The 18,953-nt window shown below is 36.6% G+C and carries 20 protein-coding genes; 7 read left to right on the forward strand and 13 right to left on the reverse strand.

The genetic code is table 11. The features are described from left to right. Positions 1-26: 26 nt before the first annotated feature. Both CRO15_RS10310 and CRO15_RS10315 read right to left on the reverse strand, forming a co-directional pair. Positions 27-857 (reverse strand): ABC transporter permease, encoded by an 831-nt coding sequence (locus CRO15_RS10310; protein WP_097045757.1) that lies wholly within the window; start codon positions 855-857, stop codon positions 27-29. Between the two features lie 6 nt (positions 858-863). Continuing rightward, entirely contained in the window at positions 864-1,760 is an 897-nt protein-coding gene (locus CRO15_RS10315) for an ABC transporter ATP-binding protein (protein ID WP_097045758.1), read from the reverse strand. 74 nt (positions 1,761-1,834) lie between these two features. On the opposite strand from CRO15_RS10315, the gene CRO15_RS10320 reads away from it, so the two are divergent. Together CRO15_RS10320 and CRO15_RS10325 are read left to right on the forward strand one after the other, a co-directional pair. Then, positions 1,835-2,917 carry a hypothetical protein gene (locus CRO15_RS10320; RefSeq protein WP_097045759.1) on the forward strand — a complete coding sequence of 361 codons (1,083 nt, stop codon included), beginning with the start codon at positions 1,835-1,837 and terminating at the stop codon, positions 2,915-2,917. Positions 2,918-3,054: 137 nt separating this feature from the next. Continuing rightward, on the forward strand, positions 3,055-4,989 hold the full coding sequence (locus tag CRO15_RS10325) for a right-handed parallel beta-helix repeat-containing protein (protein WP_097045760.1): 1,935 nt from the start codon (positions 3,055-3,057) through the stop codon (positions 4,987-4,989). Positions 4,990-4,996: 7 nt separating this feature from the next. Here the strand turns inward: CRO15_RS10325 and CRO15_RS10330 are convergent, their stop codons facing one another. The 6 genes from CRO15_RS10330 to CRO15_RS10355 form a co-directional block, all read right to left on the reverse strand. Beyond that, positions 4,997-6,055 (reverse strand): nucleoid-associated protein, encoded by a 1,059-nt coding sequence (locus tag CRO15_RS10330; RefSeq protein ID WP_097045761.1) that lies wholly within the window; start codon positions 6,053-6,055, stop codon positions 4,997-4,999. Between the two features lie 79 nt (positions 6,056-6,134). After that, complete coding sequence (locus tag CRO15_RS10335; RefSeq protein ID WP_097045762.1) at positions 6,135-6,629, reverse strand: IS1096 element passenger TnpR family protein; 495 nt, start codon at positions 6,627-6,629, stop codon at positions 6,135-6,137. 43 nt (positions 6,630-6,672) lie between these two features. Then, on the reverse strand, positions 6,673-7,686 hold the full coding sequence (locus CRO15_RS10340) for a COX15/CtaA family protein (RefSeq protein ID WP_097045763.1): 1,014 nt from the start codon (positions 7,684-7,686) through the stop codon (positions 6,673-6,675). Next, positions 7,676-9,112 (reverse strand): CCA tRNA nucleotidyltransferase, encoded by a 1,437-nt coding sequence (locus CRO15_RS10345; RefSeq protein ID WP_097045764.1) that lies wholly within the window; start codon positions 9,110-9,112, stop codon positions 7,676-7,678. Before CRO15_RS10345 ends, CRO15_RS10340 begins: the two co-directional genes overlap by 11 nt. A 2-nt stretch (positions 9,113-9,114) precedes the next feature. After that, the gene (locus CRO15_RS10350; RefSeq protein ID WP_097046183.1) at positions 9,115-9,675 is read right to left on the reverse strand and encodes an L-threonylcarbamoyladenylate synthase; all 561 of its coding nucleotides are present in this window, start codon (positions 9,673-9,675) and stop codon (positions 9,115-9,117) included. Positions 9,676-9,711: 36 nt separating this feature from the next. Beyond that, the gene (locus CRO15_RS10355) at positions 9,712-10,473 is read right to left on the reverse strand and encodes a glycosyltransferase family 32 protein (protein ID WP_097045765.1); all 762 of its coding nucleotides are present in this window, start codon (positions 10,471-10,473) and stop codon (positions 9,712-9,714) included. A 110-nt stretch (positions 10,474-10,583) separates the two neighbouring features. Here CRO15_RS10355 and CRO15_RS10360 point away from each other — a divergent pair, with 110 nt between their 5' ends. After that, positions 10,584-11,330: a glycosyltransferase family 2 protein gene (locus tag CRO15_RS10360; protein ID WP_097045766.1), complete on the forward strand. Its 747-nt coding sequence runs from the start codon at positions 10,584-10,586 to the stop codon at positions 11,328-11,330. A gap of 25 nt (positions 11,331-11,355) precedes the next feature. On the opposite strand, the gene CRO15_RS10365 is transcribed toward CRO15_RS10360, so the two are convergent. The 3 genes from CRO15_RS10365 to CRO15_RS10375 all read right to left on the reverse strand — a co-directional run bounded on the left by CRO15_RS10365 (position 11,356) and on the right by CRO15_RS10375 (position 14,093). Continuing rightward, positions 11,356-12,120, reverse strand: coding sequence for a glycosyltransferase family 2 protein (locus CRO15_RS10365; protein WP_243396948.1), 765 nt, complete (start codon positions 12,118-12,120; stop codon positions 11,356-11,358). A gap of 105 nt (positions 12,121-12,225) precedes the next feature. After that, the gene (locus CRO15_RS10370; RefSeq protein ID WP_097045767.1) at positions 12,226-13,047 is read right to left on the reverse strand and encodes a glycosyltransferase family 2 protein; all 822 of its coding nucleotides are present in this window, start codon (positions 13,045-13,047) and stop codon (positions 12,226-12,228) included. Positions 13,048-13,277: 230 nt separating this feature from the next. After that, positions 13,278-14,093, reverse strand: coding sequence for a 2,3,4,5-tetrahydropyridine-2,6-dicarboxylate N-succinyltransferase (locus CRO15_RS10375; RefSeq protein WP_097045768.1), 816 nt, complete (start codon positions 14,091-14,093; stop codon positions 13,278-13,280). Positions 14,094-14,193: 100 nt separating this feature from the next. On the opposite strand from CRO15_RS10375, the gene ruvX reads away from it, so the two are divergent. Genes ruvX through CRO15_RS10390 form a run of 3 tightly spaced genes read left to right on the forward strand, consistent with a single transcriptional unit; the run spans position 14,194 to position 15,681 of the window. Continuing rightward, positions 14,194-14,604, forward strand: a complete 411-nt coding sequence (ruvX, locus tag CRO15_RS10380; RefSeq protein WP_097045769.1) for a Holliday junction resolvase RuvX — start codon at positions 14,194-14,196, stop codon at positions 14,602-14,604. A 4-nt stretch (positions 14,605-14,608) separates the two neighbouring features. After that, positions 14,609-15,199 (forward strand): peptide deformylase, encoded by a 591-nt coding sequence (def, locus tag CRO15_RS10385; protein ID WP_097045770.1) that lies wholly within the window; start codon positions 14,609-14,611, stop codon positions 15,197-15,199. 53 nt (positions 15,200-15,252) lie between these two features. Then, a complete protein-coding gene (locus tag CRO15_RS10390; protein ID WP_097045771.1) occupies positions 15,253-15,681 on the forward strand; it encodes a DUF5606 family protein in 429 nt (142 codons plus the stop codon). 3 nt (positions 15,682-15,684) lie between these two features. Here CRO15_RS10390 and CRO15_RS10395 read toward each other — a convergent pair whose 3' ends face one another. Together CRO15_RS10395 and CRO15_RS10400 are read right to left on the reverse strand one after the other, a co-directional pair. Beyond that, the gene (locus CRO15_RS10395) at positions 15,685-17,265 is read right to left on the reverse strand and encodes a family 20 glycosylhydrolase (RefSeq protein ID WP_097045772.1); all 1,581 of its coding nucleotides are present in this window, start codon (positions 17,263-17,265) and stop codon (positions 15,685-15,687) included. A 111-nt stretch (positions 17,266-17,376) separates the two neighbouring features. Next, positions 17,377-18,060 carry an SGNH/GDSL hydrolase family protein gene (locus CRO15_RS10400; RefSeq protein WP_097045773.1) on the reverse strand — a complete coding sequence of 228 codons (684 nt, stop codon included), beginning with the start codon at positions 18,058-18,060 and terminating at the stop codon, positions 17,377-17,379. A gap of 103 nt (positions 18,061-18,163) precedes the next feature. On the opposite strand from CRO15_RS10400, the gene mazG reads away from it, so the two are divergent. Continuing rightward, positions 18,164-18,937 (forward strand): nucleoside triphosphate pyrophosphohydrolase, encoded by a 774-nt coding sequence (gene mazG, locus CRO15_RS10405; protein ID WP_097045774.1) that lies wholly within the window; start codon positions 18,164-18,166, stop codon positions 18,935-18,937. The last annotated feature ends 16 nt before the right edge of the window (positions 18,938-18,953 follow it).

Consider the following 18,953-nt stretch of genomic DNA (forward strand, 5'->3'; position numbering starts at 1 on the left):
ACGTTATAAAAGTACCTGACAAGATACTATAAATCACGCTTTTTCAATAATACATAGGATAAATAGACAAAAAGAGCCGTCCAAAAAAGGACAATTAGAAATTCGTGCCAATGAACTGCATAATCAAAATTCAGATTTTCCCCTATTTGATTAGCAACGTTTTGAACGGCACTTAGTCGGGTGTATGGCTCATTTATCAGGTTGGCCATGGATTCTAACGGAAGAAAACTCTTGATTTTCGATGCCGTTTCCCAGGATGTAATTTGCCAACCTAGAATTCCAAATAAAATTTGTTCGAAAACAGCCCACAGAATTAAGAAACCCAGGGCAAACGCCGAACGTTTCACAAAAATGCCCAGAAAAAGACAGAACGAGAAGAATCCTACCAGCTTTATAAAGAATGCCAGTAGAAACTCCATATCCGAAAAAATGATGGAAACCTCATTGTAGTCAGAATAAATGAGTCCCAAAATCATGGAAACCACAAATACAAAAACGGTTGAAATCAGGGAAAATGAGATAACCGTCAAAAACTTGGAAAGGACAAATTCCTTTTTGGACAGACCATCTATCAAATTTTGTTTAATGGTCTTATTGCTATACTCGTTTGCCATCATTGAAACCACAACAATGGCAAAGAAAAGTTTTAGGATGGCAGCTATGAATGAATTATGATGCCAAATGTAAGGGAAGTTAAAGATTCCGAGGTCGGCCAATAATATTCCCTCACCAAAAGGAAATTTTATGGCTGCAATCAAGGCGATGCAACATATAAGTATAAAGTATGAAAGAATCAATATTTTACTTGCTCTGTTGTTCCAAAGTTTTATGAATTCTATCTGTAGTAAGCGTACCATTTCTATCTATTTGTTTTTGGTCAGGGTTAAAAATTGCTCTTCTAAACTTTCCTTACGTTTTACCAAGTGAGAAAGAACCATACCTTGGTCAAACAGCATCTTATTTAACTCTTCAGCATTCATTTCTTCTTTTAGGAAAGCGGTGAGCATACCATTCTCTTTGGTTAATTTTCCAAAGCTGGCATTCTTTTCCAATAGCGCTTCAAGTTTTTCCATATCCTTGGTTCTCAATTCAAAAAAACCATGGCTTGCCAACATGCCGTCAACAGGTCCAGAATATAGTTTCTCTCCTTTTCTTAGAATTACCACGTGGGAACATACTTTTTCAACTTCATCCAATAAATGTGAGGCCAATAATATTGTAGTCCCTTTACCGGCAATCTTTTTAATAATTTCCCTTATTTGATGTATGCCTTGAGGGTCGAGTCCGTTTGTGGGCTCATCAAGGATAAGGATTTCTGGATCGTTGAGCAATGCAGAGGCAATGGCCAACCGTTGTTTCATTCCTAAGGAATATGTTCTGAACTTGCTATTCCTTCGTTCCCAAAGACCAACGAGCTCCAATTTTTCCTGGATTTTGGTATCCGGGACCTCTTTTATTTTACAAACCAGCTTCAAATTTTGAATAGCGGTCATATATGGATAAAAATTAGGGCGCTCAATAATTGCCCCAACCTTTTTCAAAGCTTCGTGGGTTGAAGTAGTTCCATCAAACCAGTTAAAATCACCGGCAGTTCTGTTCACAACATTTAAAATAATGCCCAAGGTGGTGGATTTACCACTTCCATTGGGTCCTAAAATGCCATAGACATTGCCTTTTTCAATGGTGAACGACAAATTTTTTACAGCAGTAAGGTAGCCGAATTTTTTTGTCAGATTGTTTACGGTCAGTATAGTTTCCAAGTCGGAATCGTTTTTTGATTTGTTTATAGTAACTTGACGAGGTATTATGGATTTTGTTACAAAATAGGGAAAGAATGTCTGAGGAAAAACTGATGTCCAAGAAAAAGCCTGCCTATCCAGTTAATGAAAAACTGGATGGGTACTTACATCGATATAGTCGTAAAATTGAAATCCCCATTTTTTATGAAGATCTATTGCGGTTTTCTGGTTCTGTTGTTGTTTATGATTCTCAGGGCACTGACACACTTTGGGTACGGGTTTATTATTCCGATTTTGAACGAGAAGAAATCGATTTAAGCCTTAAAAAGGTATATTCAATTTTACATTCTGATGGAAGTGATCGGATTTTGGAATATCTAAATGTTGATGCAGTAGATTTTTGCACCTTTGGAAATTCTAAACCTTTTCGAATCAAAGTACGGAACATTTTAAATGACAATTACACCTATTTCTATGTAAAAAAGACTGATGCCTCTCGTATTTATGGATTAGAATTGGAGCATATGCTCTCTCCCTATAACCTTAACTTTTTAGTATGCGGAGATACGTTGATAGAAGAGCACATAGCTGGTATCCCAGGGGACGTTTTTATAAATGATGTACTTCCTAAGTGTACGGAACCTGAAAAAGCACAACTGGCCAAGGAATTTGTGAAATTTAATGAGCGATGCATGATTAGGCTATTGGGAGATATGAGATCTTATAACTATGTAATTGTTCCAACACATGATTTTGACCATGTGGTATACAAAATCAGAGCTATAGATTTTGACCAACAATGTTTTGAAGGGAAATTGAAGGTATACCGGCCACAGTTTTTTAAGGAAAACTATAAAATGGTGGAGTTGGTACGTTCCAAACTACAAAAACACTCGGTAGACCAGTATAAAATTGAGGAACGTTCCATAGTTGCCAAAAGAATATTAAGTTCTGGTGATAGAATCAAAAGACTTTTGGATGCATGCTTAATAGATGAGATTTCATTGGATGAAAATATAACCAAGCTTAAGCTTGAGATATATGATATGGCCAAGGACCTTGATTTTAAAAAATGCAAGACAATGGGAGAAGTGTTATCTCTTGCCCTTGATTTTGTGAAGCGTAACTACCAAGACGTTAATATGAGGCAAATTATAGGTAATGATTCCAATAATTAGGATTTAATCAATATTCACTTGTTGTTTTGTAGGTTTTTCAGGATTAATTTTTCATGATATTTTCGTTCAACTGCAAGGGCGCTGCACACGAAACCCCAATCCAAACCGTTAGTTTTTAAACCCCAGATCTATTGAAAATGAAAAAGAACAGCTTCTTCGTTACCATCTTATTAATGTTGATTTTTGTTTCCTGTAGTACTGAAAGTGTTGGTACTGGTGAGGAAATTGTTCAAGATCAACCTGAAAATACCATTACTACCCCATGTGATTTTGACCTACAGGATTTGGCGGCTAATTCTACCGTAACAATAGATTGTGTTTTGGATCTTAATGGAGAGACTATTTCACTTCCGTCAAATGTCAATTTTGAATTTGGTAAGGGAGATATAGTCAATGGTAAGCTCATATTTTCTGGGGGCACTATAGATGGAAGATTGTTGAGCTCAAAACTTGAAGTAGAGGGTGATGTAAAGTTAAAAGACCCAGAATTTAAGTTTTACGCGCTTAGATGGGACATTGTTGAGGGAAAGACCACATCTGATATTGCATTGAAGAATAATCAGGAACTGGAAAGGTTGATGGAATTTACCAAGCAGTTGGGAGCTACGGTTTTTAAAATTGACAGGTTTGATGCTTATTTTAATATAAATACGGTAACCAGCACAACAACAAACCAAAATTGGTACCCCTCAAAAGAGGCTGTGAATATTCCGTCAGATTTTCATTTATCAATGTCTGACAATACCCATTTGAGGATGATTCCAGGGGGAGCGGTGAATTTATCAGGCTGTATTTTGGCTGTCAGAGAAGTATCCAATGTTAGTATAACTGGAGGAAATCTTCACGGGGATAGAGATGAACGAATATACTCTCCGAATGACACGGGTCTTGAAGGGAATCATTTAATGCACATTCACTCTGGAAAGAATGTTACTATTGATGGTGTCAATTTTGAAGAAGGATCTTCAGGGTCCATAACCATTTATTCAACAGGATTCTCTTTTAATCCCAATTATGACCCAACTACAAACCTTAAAATCATCAATTGCAAGTTTAAAAACTCTAGAAGGATGGCCATTGCACTTACAGATGGAAGAGATGTTCTGATTGAAGGGAATACTTTTATAGATACAGGTTTGCCTTCTAAAAATTCTGATGGGGGTGAGGTAGGTTATGCTATCAATATTGAACCTGATAGATATAGGGACGATAACGGTATTCTTATGGAGCGTCAAAAGGTTTTTGATGTGGATATAAAAAATAACACTGAGCGTGGGAGTAGGGGAGGATTTGTTACATTAACAATTGGGCAGAACCTTACTGTACAGGATAATGACATAGGAACCCGGGTGGTCTATTCGTTAGTGTCCGAATCAAAGGTTATTAATAATAGATTTAAAGCTACTGGTACTGCTGTCGATAGTTGGGCAATATTTGCTGCCGGGACAGGAGAAACTGTTTTCAATAATGAAATAGCTGGAAATAGCATTGAAGGTTATAGTCTTGGTGTTGTTGTAGGATCAAATGAGGCCTATGTTCACGAGAATACCATAAAAGAATGCGGTTCAGGAATTCAATTGAGCAAAGCATTTAAGGCAAGGATACATGACAATACGATCAATGTCACCGGAAATGGGATACAGGCAACAAATACGCATGGCGATGAGATAGAAATCAAAGGAAACGAGATTACATCTGGAAGTTTCCTTGTTTATTTTGCACAAATGAACAATAAGGAAGAACATAAAAACAATACCCTTGTTTTTGAGGACAACACTTTTAAAGAATCAAAAGCCAAAGCAGTAACTTTTTCAAATATAAATGGTGTGACCTTTAAAAACAATGAAGTACACGGTGGTCTTGAGATAGGGAATGTCAACAACATAAAAGTGATGGAAAACACGATTAGACCCAAAAATAGAAGCGGAGTGAGATTATTCAGTGCTCATAATCAAGTATCTATACTCAACAACACCATTTATGAGCCAACTGGTGGAAATCAGTACGAGTGTATTGAAAACAATTCGGAAAACCCAAATTCTATTGAAATGGAAGGGAACACTTGTAATTAATACTACCCTAGCTTTTCTGCTCCTTATTAAAATACACTAGGTAATAGTACATCTGACGTTCTTCGTCCCAACCTTTTTCCACAAATTTCTCAGCAGATTCCGGGTTAATGAAATCCATTTTTATCTGAATATTGGTATCAAGATTGATGACGTTCTTTATTTTTTTTCGGGCATCGGAAACCGCTTTGTTGGCAATATCAAAATTGGAGACATCCTCAATGCTGAATTTGGGACCTTTTTCAACTTTGTAATGCTTAAACTCAGGTATTAACTCAGGGTTTTCCATCACCTCATTTAAAAAAGAAGTTTCTTCAAACTCATCATTTTTGGCAAAATGGTTTACCGCGCGGTTCATAAAAAGCACTTCTTGCTGTTTATCTTCGGCAGGAAGCACTACATCCTTGGCAAAGTTCTGGCAGAATTTTAGATAGTTTTTGGTATAGAAGTTTTCATCGGTCAAAGGTGATAGTCCCAAGAAATTTTCCAACCAGTACTTGGCGTCATAGCGGTTACTGTCAACCGATAAAACCTTATATCCTTCTTCTTTGTTTACATTGAAAACAATACAGCCCTTATCCAATTTATTGATATTGATTCCCTGGCGAATCAAAATTTCAAGATTCTGATTTTTTTCTTCAAATTGAAGAAAATCATGCTTCAACTCACTTTTAAAGATGCCTACGGCCTCTGTTTTTTGGTTATCGATGACCATATCAGAAAAATGGACAATATAAACCTCTCCACTTTTAATATGTGGGTGGTTGGATTGTTGATAAAGGTGACTGGTAATCTTTTTGGATAATTGATGCGATTTGGAAAAATCACCAAAAAGCTCCGAAACAGCATTGAAAACTTCATTGAATTCCAAGTCCGCCTCATGAGAAAACCTAAAATAGTTCTCTTCTTTTTCTCTGAAAGGTTTAAAAAAATACTCCTTCAACAACCCGGACATTTCGTCATTTAAGGAAAATGGTTCTTCGGACAAGAAGATGGGCTCATTTTTACTTTGATTTCCAACACGGTGAAGTGAGGCACTTTCAATTTGGGCAGAATATAGGTTTAGCATTTTGTTTTTCAGTTATCAATACTCAATGAACAATTTTTATCATTGTTCATTGGAGATTGGCAATTGTTAATTGTATATATTAATTCCAGTTTTCGTCAAAATCCAGATCATCGTAACTTCCAAAGGAATCGTCAAAGTCAACCGAAGGTTTTGATTCAAACTTTTTTTCAGGCGGGGAATCGGGCAGTTCTCCAAAACTGAACAGGAGATTAGGGTAGGTTCTACCATCTTCTTTTTCGGTAATATCCGCCAGTTCCACAAAAAATGTCCACATACTGAAGAAATCATAAACGTAGATCATTTTTGGGGACTTTTCGGTAACCACATCTTCCAGAATGGTTTCATTCATCAATCTAACATCGGAGCCGGTTTCACTCATATCAAAAAGAGCAATCTCTTCATCCTGGTTCCATTCCTCATCACAAGTATAAAAGGATGCCATTTCACTGCCTCCAAAACCAAAAGCCTGGGTTATTGCATTATGAAAATCTTCTAAGGTACTTACATCCTCTATCTCAATATCCCTAAAGATATCATCCTCTGCATCAAGTATTATCCTTATTTTATAAATCATTCAGCAAAAATTAAAGTGGGGCAAAGTTACAATAAATAGTGTTTTATTTGGAAAATCTATGTAAAGTAAAGGTCATTGCTGCCAAGAGAAAAAAGGCTCCAATTTGATGGGCAACTCCCAAAATAAGCGGTACGGCATAAATTATGGTGAAAACTCCCAACAAAAACTGGACTAAAACCAAGATCAACAAAGACTTTACACCCTTTTCCTGCATTTGAGTTAGTTTTATCGTTTTGGTTCTATGCCAAATTAATCCCACTAGGGCTACCACGATATAGGCCAAATACCTATGTATGAATTGTACGCCGCTTTTACCTTCAATAAAATTATTGACTACGGGTCTTTGTTCAATATAGACTGTTTCATGAATCAGCTTTCCTTCGCTCATCATGGGCCAGTGGTTGTGGATAAATCCAGCATCTAGGCCAGCAACAAAAGCACCCCACACAATTTGAATAATCAAGACCACCAGTGCAATTCCAATAAGGTTTCTAATGTTTTTATTGATTTCCTTTTTTGAGGGATAGATTAAATCCAAGGCTACCCAAAGACTATAAGCAAAGGTGATAAAGGCTGTAGTTAAATGTGCTGCCAATCGATAGTGGGAGACATCTGGACGGTCTACCAGCCCACTTTTTACCATATACCAGCCCAAAAAACCCTGGAATCCACCTAAAAAAAGCAAAACAAGACACTTTTTTATGGTTGGTCCATCCAATTTTTTACGAATCAAGAAAAACAAAAAAGGAACAATGAAAACTATTCCGATTAACCTGCCAATAACCCTATGTAACCATTCCCAAAAATAGATGCTCTTAAAATCTTCAAGGGTAAAATGATAGTTTAGTTTTTGGTATTCTGGGTATTGTTTATATAGTTCAAACGCCTCTTTCCACTCTTGTTGTCCCATGGGAGGGAGGGTTCCAGTAATCAACTTGTAGTCTGAAATGGAAAGTCCTGAATGGGTTAGCCTAGTAATTCCGCCTACTAGCACCATAATGAAAATCAATACGCAGCCTGTTAATAGCCAATAGATTACATATTTGTTATTTTTCATCTGTAATTGCTTTCAGGTTCATTTTCTTACCTCTTTCCAACATAAATTGAAATGCTGCATCATGCTCATTGGGAATCACTCCTTCTAGGATAGCTTCCTTGATGGCATCTTTAATGATTCCGATTTCCTTAGAAGGTTTTAAATTGAAGGTTTTCATGATTTCCTCTCCAGAAACGGGAGGTTGAAAATTGCGCACATGATCACGTTCCTCGACCTCTTCTATTTTTTGGCGAACAATCTTGAAATTGTTCTTGTACCGTTTCTGCTTTCGTGGGTTTTTTGTAGTGATATCCGCTTCGCACAAGGTCATAAGGTCTTCCACATATTCCCCTGCATCAAAGACCAAGCGCCTGACTGCTGAATCTGTTACATGATCCTCTGAAAGAATGATAGGTCTTGAGCTCATCAATACCATTTTTTGAACGAATTTCATCTTGTCGTTCAAGGGCATTCGTAACCTTTTAAAAAGTTTGTAGACCATTTTAGAGCCCACAAATTCATGGGCATGAAATGTCCAGCCAATTTTTTTATGGAACCTTTTGGTTGGGGCTTTACCGATGTCATGCAGTAATGCTGCCCATCGTAACCAAAGGTTATCTGTGTTTTCTGAGATGTTGTCCACCACTTCCAATGTGTGCCAAAAATTATCCTTGTGTCGTTGGCCTTCAACCTCCTCAATACCCTGCAAAGCAGTAAGTTCAGGGAGAATGAGCGGTAAAAGTCCAGTTTGGTGCATCAGCTTAAACCCGATGGATGGCTTTTTACTCATCAAAATCTTGTGGAGCTCATCAACAATTCGCTCTTTGGAAATTATTTTGATGCGGTCTTTGTTTTCTAATATCGCTTGATGAGATTTAAGCTCGATATTAAAATTTAACTGGGTCGCAAACCGAATGGCTCGCATCATCCGAAGTGGGTCATCCGAATAGGTAATTCCTGGTTCCAAGGGAGTCCTGATGATTTTTTGCCCTAAATCCTTTCTTCCATTAAAAGGGTCCAAAAGTTGTCCAAAATTGGATGAGTTCAATGCCAAAGCCATGGCATTGATGGTGAAATCCCTTCTATTTTGGTCATCTTCCAAAGTACCATCTTCCACAACTGGTTTTCGACTATCACGATGGTAACTTTCTTTTCGTGCTCCCACAAATTCCAACTCCAAGTCTTGGTGCTTGATCATGGCAGTACCAAAATTTTTGAACACGGAAACCTGAGGTTTTCCACTCAATTTTGAAGCGACTTTTTGAGCAAGTTTTATTCCACTGCCGATAGCTACAATGTCAATATCTTTTGGAGTGCCTCTGTTTAAAAAGTAATCGCGGACAAACCCACCAATAACATAGGAACCAATACCCAGCTCTTCTGAAGTTTCTCCAATAAGCTTGAAAATGGGATGTTGTATAGCCTTTTTATGGAATTCTTGCGTCATTTTTACTCCCTGATTACCTTGACCTGACCGTCATTGCTCAATTTTATAATGGACGAAGGGAAAGGGTTTTTATTTTCGTCGGGCAAATTTACCACATAGTCCACTCCTTTTAAAATTTCTGGACTTATCTCTTTAAAATGTTTTGGTGTGGGAAAACCGGAAATATTTGCAGATGTGGATACGATGGGTTTACCGAACTTATTGATAAGATATTGGCAAAATTTGTCGGAAGCCACTCTAATAGCGAGAGTATTGTCTTTGGCTATAAGGTTTTGGGCAATTTCCTTGGGTTGGTCAAAAACTATAGTAGTGGGTTTTTCTGCCAAATCCATGATGTCATATGCCACTTCAGGAACCTCCGTTACATGCCTTTCCAACATGGCCTGGTTGGCAACCAAACAAATCAAGGCCTTGCTATCCACTCTTTTTTTGAGTTGATATACCTTTTTGACGGCTTCTTCATTGGTGGCGTCACACCCAATACCCCAGACAGTGTCTGTAGGATAGAGAATTAGACCACCTTTTTTTAAAACATCTGAAGCGGATTGAATTTCTTTTTGAATCACTGTAATTTTTAGTAAAGTAAGATGTTCTGTATTTTATTGAAAATCGGTTAGATAAAACCCTTTTTCATTGATGTTGTATTTTAACCGATTCCCCAGAATGGTAGGTGTCTTTTGTAATTTTCGTTTTACACTATCAACATAATAGCTTAGATTTTTCTTTTTCACGGTCCATGATTCTTCCCACCAATGTATACAAACCGTATTTTCAGTGATGCATTCTGGGGAATATTCCTCCATCCATGAAAAAGGGAAAAAATAGTCTTTGGTAAGTAATTTTACCCCATTTATAGTTTGGTCTTTGTATTGGTTTACTCCATAATCCTGAATAAGAACTTTACTGACAATGGGAGGCCCACCCATAGCATTGTATTTTAGGCGTTGTTTTCGTTCAGTTTCCTTTATACATTCTTTAATGAAAAGGTTTTTGGGTGTGCTTCCAACAACTGCAGAGTTAAAAGGATATTTAGACTCCTCTAATGTTGTTTGATAACCAACAAAAGCCTCTTCTTCCAATAATTTCCCAAAATCTTTTAGAATCTCAATATCTGTGTCCAGGTAAATGCCTCCTTCGGTATAAATGGAATATAACCTCATATAATCAGTTATAAAAGACCATTTTTTTTGCTTGTAAAGGATTCTTAAAAAGGGAAATTTGTCAAAAGGGGTATTTGTTTCGTCCCACTTTTTAATAGTGTAATCCGGCAGTTTTGTTTTCCAGGAAGCAATACATTTGTTAATTGTATCGTTGTAAGGTCCATGTCCATACCAGCAAAAATGTATTTTTTTAGGAATCATGGTTTTTTTATGTAATGGTCAGATTTTGTTTCTTTGTTATCTTAGATGCGTGCCTACAAAAATAAGGCAAAAACAGCCAATATTGATTTGGTTGGCAAATAACAACATATATGGCTATAAGTGGTTTGGTAATAACCTTTAACGAGGAAAAAAACATAGGTGCTTGCATAGATTCTTTGTTACGGGTTTGTAATGAAGTTGTTATAGTTGATTCCAATAGCAGTGATGATACTGTTGCCATTGCAAGAGAGAAAGGAGCCAAAGTTTATTTGCAGGATTTTTTAGGGGATGGCCCGCAGCGTATTCACGGACTACAATTTTGCAGTAATGATTGGATACTTAACTTGGATGCCGATGAAATATTGGATGAAGATTCTTATGAGTTCATGAAATCGGGAGATTATCATAACGACCCATACGATGCCTATCTTTTTAGATACTATAATTATATGGGAAATAAGCTTATAAATTTCTCTGGATGGTATCCCGATTATACCTGCCGTTTTTTTAATAAGAAAACAGCGGCACCTTCTACTTCAATTGTACATCAGAGGGTTAAAGGTGGTAATATGGTTCGTAAAAACCTGCATGTTCATCACTACGGATGGAGCAGTTTTTACGATATTATTTCCAAAAAAAATCAATATACTGATTGGCAGGCCCAAGAAATGTTTGAAAAAGGTAAAAGAGCAAGTTGGTTTGACCCTCTTACACATTGTTTTGCTGCATGGTTTAGATGCTATTTCTTTAAAAGAGGTTTTTTGAATGGATTGGATGGGTGTACTTTTTCTTTGATACAAGCATTTTTTTCTTATATGAAGTATGCAAAACTTAGAAAACTTCAAAAAGAATCTTAAGCCTATCTATGTAACATGGTCCAAACTAGTACTGTTTCTTATGAAGTCTGTTTAATTCACGATAGCGTGCGTGAACTCCTAAAGCATTTAAATAACAGATGACAATTCCTTTTTTACCGTCTAAAATACCAAACCTTAAGATGTAGTGGTTGAAGAATTTCCATATTGGTCTTAAAATCTGTCCAAATGGATATGATTTTTTTTCTTTAGGCCATTCCTGTTGTGCGCGCATACGACCATATTTTATCATTCTGTTTTTGTAGTCTTTATAATCATCGTATGCAAAGTGATTGAGTTTTTTTTCCAATCTACCTACATGACCGTCGACTTCAACCGTTTCATGAACAATGCGCCATGCTGTAAACTTTGATTTACTTTTTCTGAAAAAACGTAGATTTTTATCGGTTTGCCAACCGCTGAACCTTAATTTTTCCTCCATAAAAAAAAATTGTCGGTAGATCCAAAAACCATTTGTTTTGATTTCCTTTGATGCAAGTACATTTTTCAACTCTTCTTGTAGTGATGGAGTAATTTCTTCATCTGCATCAATAAAAAAGACCCAATCGTTACTGCTTTGTGCCAAAGCATAGCTTTTCTGATCTGTGAAATTCTTAAAGGGTCTTTGAAACAACTTTACTTGGGGGTAATATTCCTTGATTATTTCTGTGGTAGCATCTGTGCTGAAAGAATCCACAACAATAATTTCATCAGCAAATGCTAAAGAATCCAGACAACGTTTGATGTTATCTTCTTCATTGTAGGTTATAAGAAGCCCGGTAAGTTTTTGCACTAAAACTGTATTAGTAATGGAGCGCACAAAGATAAACCATCTAGTAAAACTTGGCTACAAAACACAGTAAATTGTGTTAGGTGTTTTGTAGGAAAAAGTATGTGCTTAACGAGCCTCAGGTGAGGCAGGCATAAACAAGTTTATTTTGATAACCGCACTACGGTGCATTTGCTTAAGCTTTCTATAGCGTTCCAAAACACTTAGTGCATCTAAATAGCAAATTGTAATTCCTTTTTGAAAATCTAAAAAACCAAGGCGGACAATAAAGTTATAGAAGAATTTCCAAGTTGGTTTTATTAAAAGGTTCAAATAGTTAAAACTAACACCATTATCAAACTTTTCTTTGGCTTTTAGATAGCCATAATGAAGCATTTTAGATTTGTACTCTTGATAATTTTTATAGCAGTAGTGAATCAGTTTTTCTTTGAAAACGCCAGAAGACCCATCAACCTCAAGAGTTTCATGGACTAATTTTGTATTGGTGTACTTCACCTTACTTTTTCTAAAAAGCCTATGGTTTTTATCCGTTTGCCAACCACTAAAATGTAAAGGGCGGTTTTGGAACATGAATTTTCTGTAAAACCAATATGCTTCTAGAGCATTGGGATCGTTTACTGTTTGAACAATCTCATTTTGAAGTTTGTGTCCTACAATTTCATCAGCATCCACAAAAAGAACCCAATCATTTTCTGCTTGTTTAAGCGCAAAATTCTTTTGGGCTGTAAAATTCTCGAAAGGTTTTTGAATTACTTTGACATTTGGATGACTCTGTAGATATTCAAAAGTGCCATCTGTACTTAAAGAATCAACAACAATGATCTCGTCTGCGAATGTTATGGAATCTATACATTTTTCAATGTAACCCATCTCATTGTAGGTGATAATCAATGCTGATATTTTTTGCTTTGGGGCGCTCAATCCAGCCATATTAATAGGTGCAGAATTTAATGGTTGCAAAACTATAACAAAAAAAAAAGGTAAAAATTGTTAGTGGGGTTATTTTCTTACAAAACAACTGAGAAGATAAATCCCCTACTTTTTTGTCAAATTTTAACAATTTTGACCTGTATCTTATAGACTACTATATAATAGGAAGGTTGCTTTTATTTTGAAGTTTTTTTTGGGAAACCCTCTAAAATGGATTTGAAACATGAAAATTAGACAGCCACATCATGCTCCCTCAGGGCATTGTTCAATGATGTTTTCTTATCTGTGCTTTCCTTTCTTTTACCAATGATGAGCGCACAGGGAACTTGGTATTCTCCGGCGGCAAATTTTTTGGTATAACTTCCTGGAATCACAACTGATCTGGCTGGAACCCTTCCTTTTTGTTCAATAGGTTCATTGCCAGTAACATCTATAATTTTGGTAGATGCTGTCAATACCACATTAGCACCCAATACAGCCTCTTTTTCCACTCTAACACCCTCAACAACAATGCACCTTGAACCAATAAAGGCATTATTCTCAATAATTACGGGAGCAGCTTGTAAGGGCTCCAATACTCCTCCAATACCAACGCCACCACTTAAATGAACATTCTTGCCTATTTGGGCACAACTACCTACGGTGGCCCAAGTATCTACCATTGTACCCTCATCAACATAGGCTCCAATGTTTACATAGCTGGGCATTAATATGGTACCTTTAGAAATATAGGCTCCATGCCTTGCAACCGCATGTGGAACAACGCGGACGCCTTTTTCTTGATATCCCCTTTTCAATGGAATTTTATCATGATATTCAAAAATGCCAGCTTCTAAAACCTCCATTTTTTGGATTGGGAAATATAGGACCACAGCTTTTTTGACCCATTCGTTGATCTGCCAATTGTCACCAACTGGTTCTGCACAGCGCAACTCTCCCAAATCTATTAGGTTGATAACCTCCCTGATTGCATCTTGGGTTTGCTCTTCCTTTAATAATTCCCTGTTATCCCAAGCATTTTCTATAAGTGCCTTAAGCTGTGTCATTTTTTATAAAATTTTGACAAAGATAGTCGGCCCATTAGAATAATCCCGCTTATTTTAAGGGCATAACATTTTTAGGTTTATTTTTGCCAAAAATTTAAACTTGGCTAGAATTTTGGCGTTGGATTATGGGAAGGTGAGAACCGGAATAGCAATTACTGATGAGCTTCAGCTGATTGCTTCTGGATTGACTACAGTAGAAACCAAAGACTTAATTCCTTTTTTGGTTGATTATTTGAATCAGGAAGAGGTTGAGACCTTTGTTGTAGGGCTTCCAAAACAAATGGATAATACCCCTTCAGAATCCGAAATATTGATACAACCATTTTTAAAAAAATTGTCAGATAAGTTTCCTACTATCAGAGTTGAACGTCAGGATGAACGGTTTACCTCAAAAATGGCATTTCAATCTATGTTGGATAGTGGAATGAAAAAGAAAAAACGCCAAGACAAAGCAATTATTGATGAGATAAGTGCCACATTAATTTTACAAGCATACCTTAATAGATTTTAATTTTATGATTTTACCCATTGTTGCATACGGAGACCCCGTTTTACGTAAAGTTGGAAAGGATATTTCAGCAGATTATCCAAAATTGGATGAACTCATTTCCAATATGTGGGATACCATGTACAATGCACATGGAGTTGGTTTGGCCGCACCCCAGATTGGATTGCCCATCAGATTGTTTTTGGTAGATACCACACCATTTTCTGATGATGAAGAATTGAGCGAGGAAGAACAAAAAGCGCTGAATGGTTTTAAAAAGGTGTTCATCAATGCTAAAATTGAAGAGGAAATAGGTGCTGAGTGGGATTTTAACGAAGGATGTTTAAGCATTCCTGATATTCGTGAAGATGTTAAGCGCAAACCTGAAATCAAGGTAACTTATCTTGATGAAAATTTCAAGGAGCATAGTGAGACTTATGATGGTCTTTTGGCACGGGTTATTCAACATGAATATGATCATATTGAGGGAGTTTTGTTTACGGATAAGCTTTCGTCCTTGAAAAAGCGACTCCTAAAAAGCAGATTGGACAAGATTTCAAAAGGGAAAATCAATATTGATTATAAAATGAGATTTCCCAATATCAAAAAAGCTCGTTAAAAAGAATTGAGTTTACCATAAAAGCATAATTTTGCGCGCATAAAACAGAAAAAATGGCATTGGACAAAATTTTATCCATTGGTGGAAAACCTGGACTTTATAGATTATTGACCCAGACAAGAACCGGTTTTGTTGGAGAATCGCTTTTAGACGGCAAAAGAGTTACCGTGGGAATGCGCAGTAATGTGAGTGTATTGTCGGAAATTGCCATTTACACTCTTGAAGAAGAAGTGCCACTAAAAGAGGTGTTTCAAAAAATAAAAGAAAAGGAAAGTGGTAAAAAAACTGCCATTAGCCATAAAGCGGAGAAAATAGAGCTGGAGGAGTATTTCTTTGAAATCTTACCAAATTATGATGAGGATAGAGTGTATACCAGTGATATCAAAAAGATTGTTCAATGGTATAATCTCCTTGTTGAGAATAAAATCACCGATTTCACCAGCTCTGATGAAGAGCCGGTGACCTCAGATGAAGAGGAGTAGGTTTTAATTTTCCCAATCAACCAACTTGCTTGGATAGAAACTAATATTCATCCTTTTTAAATAAGGAACTTGTTTGGCCAAGCGGGCTTTGTAATCTTCCCAGTTTCTGTTTTCATCAATTGACCAACCCAATTCGGCATAACCTATGGCACGTGGAAAAGCCAAATATTCAAGTTCGGTGCTATTGGAAATAGTTTCGGACCATAGCGGTGCCTCAATACCTAAAATACTTTCTTTGGGTATTTCTGGAACATATTTTTCAGGACTCCAGATATAAGCTGAATCTACAGGAATATAAGCAGCCCAGTGCAATCCAAATTTGGAAAGGGAATCATATTGCATATCCAAATAGGTTTTTTTGGCTGGTGACAACAGTATTTTAGAACCTCCCTCAGCTGCTTTGATTGCATTGTGGGGTTCGTTCCATAACTGTGCTACCGTGGAAGGGTCAATTTTTGCCTGGGCAATTTCATTCCAACCCATGGCTTGTTTGCCATGTTTTTGTACAATTTTCTCTACTTTTTCTACAAAATGGAGATAATCTTTCTTTTTGGTAACATGGCTTTCATCTCCTCCAATATGGAAATAAGGGCTGGGGGAGATGGCAGAGATTTCACGGATTACATCATCCAAAAAAGCATAAACCGTATCTTTTTGCGCATCAAAAGTGCTAAAACCTACCTGGGTTCCTGAATAGGAACTTAGTTTTTTGCCGTTCCCGTTTAAAATGGGATAACTAAAAGACGCAGCATTAGTGTGTCCGGGCATGTCTACTTCGGGAATTATTTGAATATGCCTTTCCGCAGCATAAGCTACCAATTCTTTAAACTGCTCTTGGGTGTAAAAACCACCTGGGCCTCCACCCACTTCGGTTTCACCTCCAACTTCAGTCAATTTTGGCCATGATTTAATCTCAATTCGCCATCCTTGATCATCGGTAAGATGCATATGGAGCGTGTTGTATTTGTAATAAGCAAGAACATCAAGTAACTTTTTAACCTCATCTACTGTGAAAAAGTGTCTGGCTACGTCCAACATCATTCCTCTATAACCAAAGTTTGGGGCATCATTGATTTTTCCTGTAGGGATTAACCACATTGGTTGCTCGGTCAAAGTATCATTGCTGTGTTCAGGAATTAACTGTTGTATGGTTTGAATACCTCGAAAAGCACCAGCTACCGTTTTTGCATGCAATAAAATAGAGTCATTTTTGATGTAGAGTTGATAAGCTTCAGGTGAATCAGATTCCAAATCATCCGATTGGTTAATGTAAATGATACGCTCAACGGTTTCATCCAGCGAAGAATTCACGGGAATATCCAGTTTGGTTTTTTGATTGATTCTGTTGGACAAAAATTTTCCGACCTCTTCAAACCCTTTAGAGGTTTGATTGGTGTAAATAACAGTTTTCACATCTAGCCCAAAAGCAGAGTTTGTAGCAACAACTTTTAAAGGTTTAGGGATCAATGCTTCAACTGCTAAATCGGTTTTGGGGTAGTTGATTTCCTTTTTTGGAGCGGTACAAGCCATAACAACAAATACAAGACCAAAAACCAAGAAACTTTTTAAAATAATGGATTTCATATTAAGGGTGTTTATTAAAGGTTCACCAACAAAAAGGCGAATCTCTGCAAATTTAAAGGCACAAAAGCCAAATAATAGATACTATATAATCAATTTTCAATATTATAATAATTAGTACATAAATTCTTTAATGACCCCGTACCAAAGGTCATATCCATTGGAATTCATGTGGAGGCCATCTTCAATAAAAAGATTTCTTTTTAGTTTTCTTTTATTCAGCATGGGAGTCCAAACATCTGCAAAATCAACACTTTCAATATTTGAAGCCAATTTTCTGAGCCTTTTGTTCAAACGCATATATCGTCTTTTTAAATGCCATCTGGCTATACTTGGTTTTGCAGAAATTAAGATTATCTTCATATCAGGCCTTTTCTTACCTAAATATGCTATGATATCATTAAAGGTATCGACAATGACCCTAGGTCTTTTCTTCACACTGATATCATTGTCTCCTTCATAAATGAACACCTTTTTTGGGTTATAATTAAGAATTAACTCATCCATATGATGCTCTAAATCTGAAGCTTGTGAACCTCCAAACCCAGTATTTATAATTTGGGAATCTGGAAATCTATCTTGAAGATCTTTCCACAATCTAATACTGGAGCTTCCTGTGAACACAATAGTCTCTTCGGATTCATCCCAAATAGCATCGGCATGAACTTGTATTTCTTTTACTTCTTTAGAAAAAGGTAGGTCTTCTTGGCCGTAACTGGTACTAAAAAAAAGAAATCCTAAAAGGAATAGAACTATATGTCCATATATACTCAATAGAAATTGAAACCAATTTTTCATGATGATGGGATGTTGAAAAATAATTGATTAGTCTTCTAAAATAAGCCAAAAATCAATCATGCCCTAAAATATGGTCTTTGTACTTTTAGATAAAATTTTATAGATGAACGCAAGATCTGAAGAGCTAAAGGCATTTGAAAGACTCCTTAATATAATGGATGAACTACGCGCAAAATGTCCATGGGATAAAAAGCAGACTATGCAATCGCTCAGGCATTTGACAATAGAAGAAACGTATGAGTTGGGCGATGCCATTTTAGACAACGATTTGGAGGAGGTGAAAAAAGAGTTGGGCGATTTGCTGTTGCACATTGTTTTTTATGCCAAAATAGGTTCAGAGACCAAAGATTTTGATATTGCTGACGTAGCCAATGATATCTGCGAAAAATTAATCAACAGACATCCACATATTTATGGAGACGTAAAAGTTGAAAATGAAGAAGACGTAAAGCAAAATTGGGAGAACATAAAGCTCAAAGAAGGCAAAAAAAGTGTGCTTCAAGGTGTCCCCAACAGCCTTCCTGCATTGGTCAAGGCTAATAGGGTTCAAGAAAAAGTGGCTGGGGTGGGTTTTGATTGGGAGCATCCGGAACAGGTTTTCCAAAAATTACAGGAAGAGTTGGCAGAGTTCCAAGAAGAACTCAAGCTTAATAATATAGATAAAATGGAGGCGGAGTTTGGTGATGTATTGTTTTCAATGGTTAATTATGCTCGTTTTTTAAATATCAACCCAGAAAATGCCCTAGAGCGTACCAACAAAAAATTTATAAATCGATTCCAGTACTTGGAAGCAAAAGCCAAAGAAAAAGGAAAATCTCTTAGGGATATGACCTTGGCAGAAATGGATATCTATTGGGAAGAAGCCAAAAAAGTATAGCATTTTCGCTTTCAAA

This window comes from Flagellimonas pacifica, assembly GCF_900215465.1.
GTDB classification, from domain to species: Bacteria; Bacteroidota; Bacteroidia; order Flavobacteriales; family Flavobacteriaceae; genus Flagellimonas; species Flagellimonas pacifica.

What these genes read in the sequence shown, in the direction of transcription:
- CRO15_RS10310 (WP_097045757.1), bottom strand. Translation starts at nt 857, where the DNA reads ATGGTACGCTTACTACAGATAGAATTCATAAAACTTTGGAACAACAGA.
- CRO15_RS10320 (WP_097045759.1), top strand. Translation starts at nt 1,835, where the DNA reads ATGTCTGAGGAAAAACTGATGTCCAAGAAAAAGCCTGCCTATCCAGTT.
- CRO15_RS10325 (WP_097045760.1), top strand. Translation starts at nt 3,055, where the DNA reads ATGAAAAAGAACAGCTTCTTCGTTACCATCTTATTAATGTTGATTTTT.
- CRO15_RS10330 (WP_097045761.1), bottom strand. Translation starts at nt 6,055, where the DNA reads ATGCTAAACCTATATTCTGCCCAAATTGAAAGTGCCTCACTTCACCGT.
- CRO15_RS10335 (WP_097045762.1), bottom strand. Translation starts at nt 6,629, where the DNA reads ATGATTTATAAAATAAGGATAATACTTGATGCAGAGGATGATATCTTT.
- CRO15_RS10340 (WP_097045763.1), bottom strand. Translation starts at nt 7,686, where the DNA reads ATGAAAAATAACAAATATGTAATCTATTGGCTATTAACAGGCTGCGTA.
- CRO15_RS10345 (WP_097045764.1), bottom strand. Translation starts at nt 9,112, where the DNA reads ATGACGCAAGAATTCCATAAAAAGGCTATACAACATCCCATTTTCAAG.
- CRO15_RS10355 (WP_097045765.1), bottom strand. Translation starts at nt 10,473, where the DNA reads ATGATTCCTAAAAAAATACATTTTTGCTGGTATGGACATGGACCTTAC.
- CRO15_RS10360 (WP_097045766.1), top strand. Translation starts at nt 10,584, where the DNA reads ATGGCTATAAGTGGTTTGGTAATAACCTTTAACGAGGAAAAAAACATA.
- CRO15_RS10370 (WP_097045767.1), bottom strand. Translation starts at nt 13,047, where the DNA reads ATGGCTGGATTGAGCGCCCCAAAGCAAAAAATATCAGCATTGATTATC.
- CRO15_RS10375 (WP_097045768.1), bottom strand. Translation starts at nt 14,093, where the DNA reads ATGACACAGCTTAAGGCACTTATAGAAAATGCTTGGGATAACAGGGAA.
- def (WP_097045770.1), top strand. Translation starts at nt 14,609, where the DNA reads ATGATTTTACCCATTGTTGCATACGGAGACCCCGTTTTACGTAAAGTT.
- CRO15_RS10390 (WP_097045771.1), top strand. Translation starts at nt 15,253, where the DNA reads ATGGCATTGGACAAAATTTTATCCATTGGTGGAAAACCTGGACTTTAT.
- CRO15_RS10395 (WP_097045772.1), bottom strand. Translation starts at nt 17,265, where the DNA reads ATGAAATCCATTATTTTAAAAAGTTTCTTGGTTTTTGGTCTTGTATTT.
- CRO15_RS10400 (WP_097045773.1), bottom strand. Translation starts at nt 18,060, where the DNA reads ATGAAAAATTGGTTTCAATTTCTATTGAGTATATATGGACATATAGTT.
- mazG (WP_097045774.1), top strand. Translation starts at nt 18,164, where the DNA reads ATGAACGCAAGATCTGAAGAGCTAAAGGCATTTGAAAGACTCCTTAAT.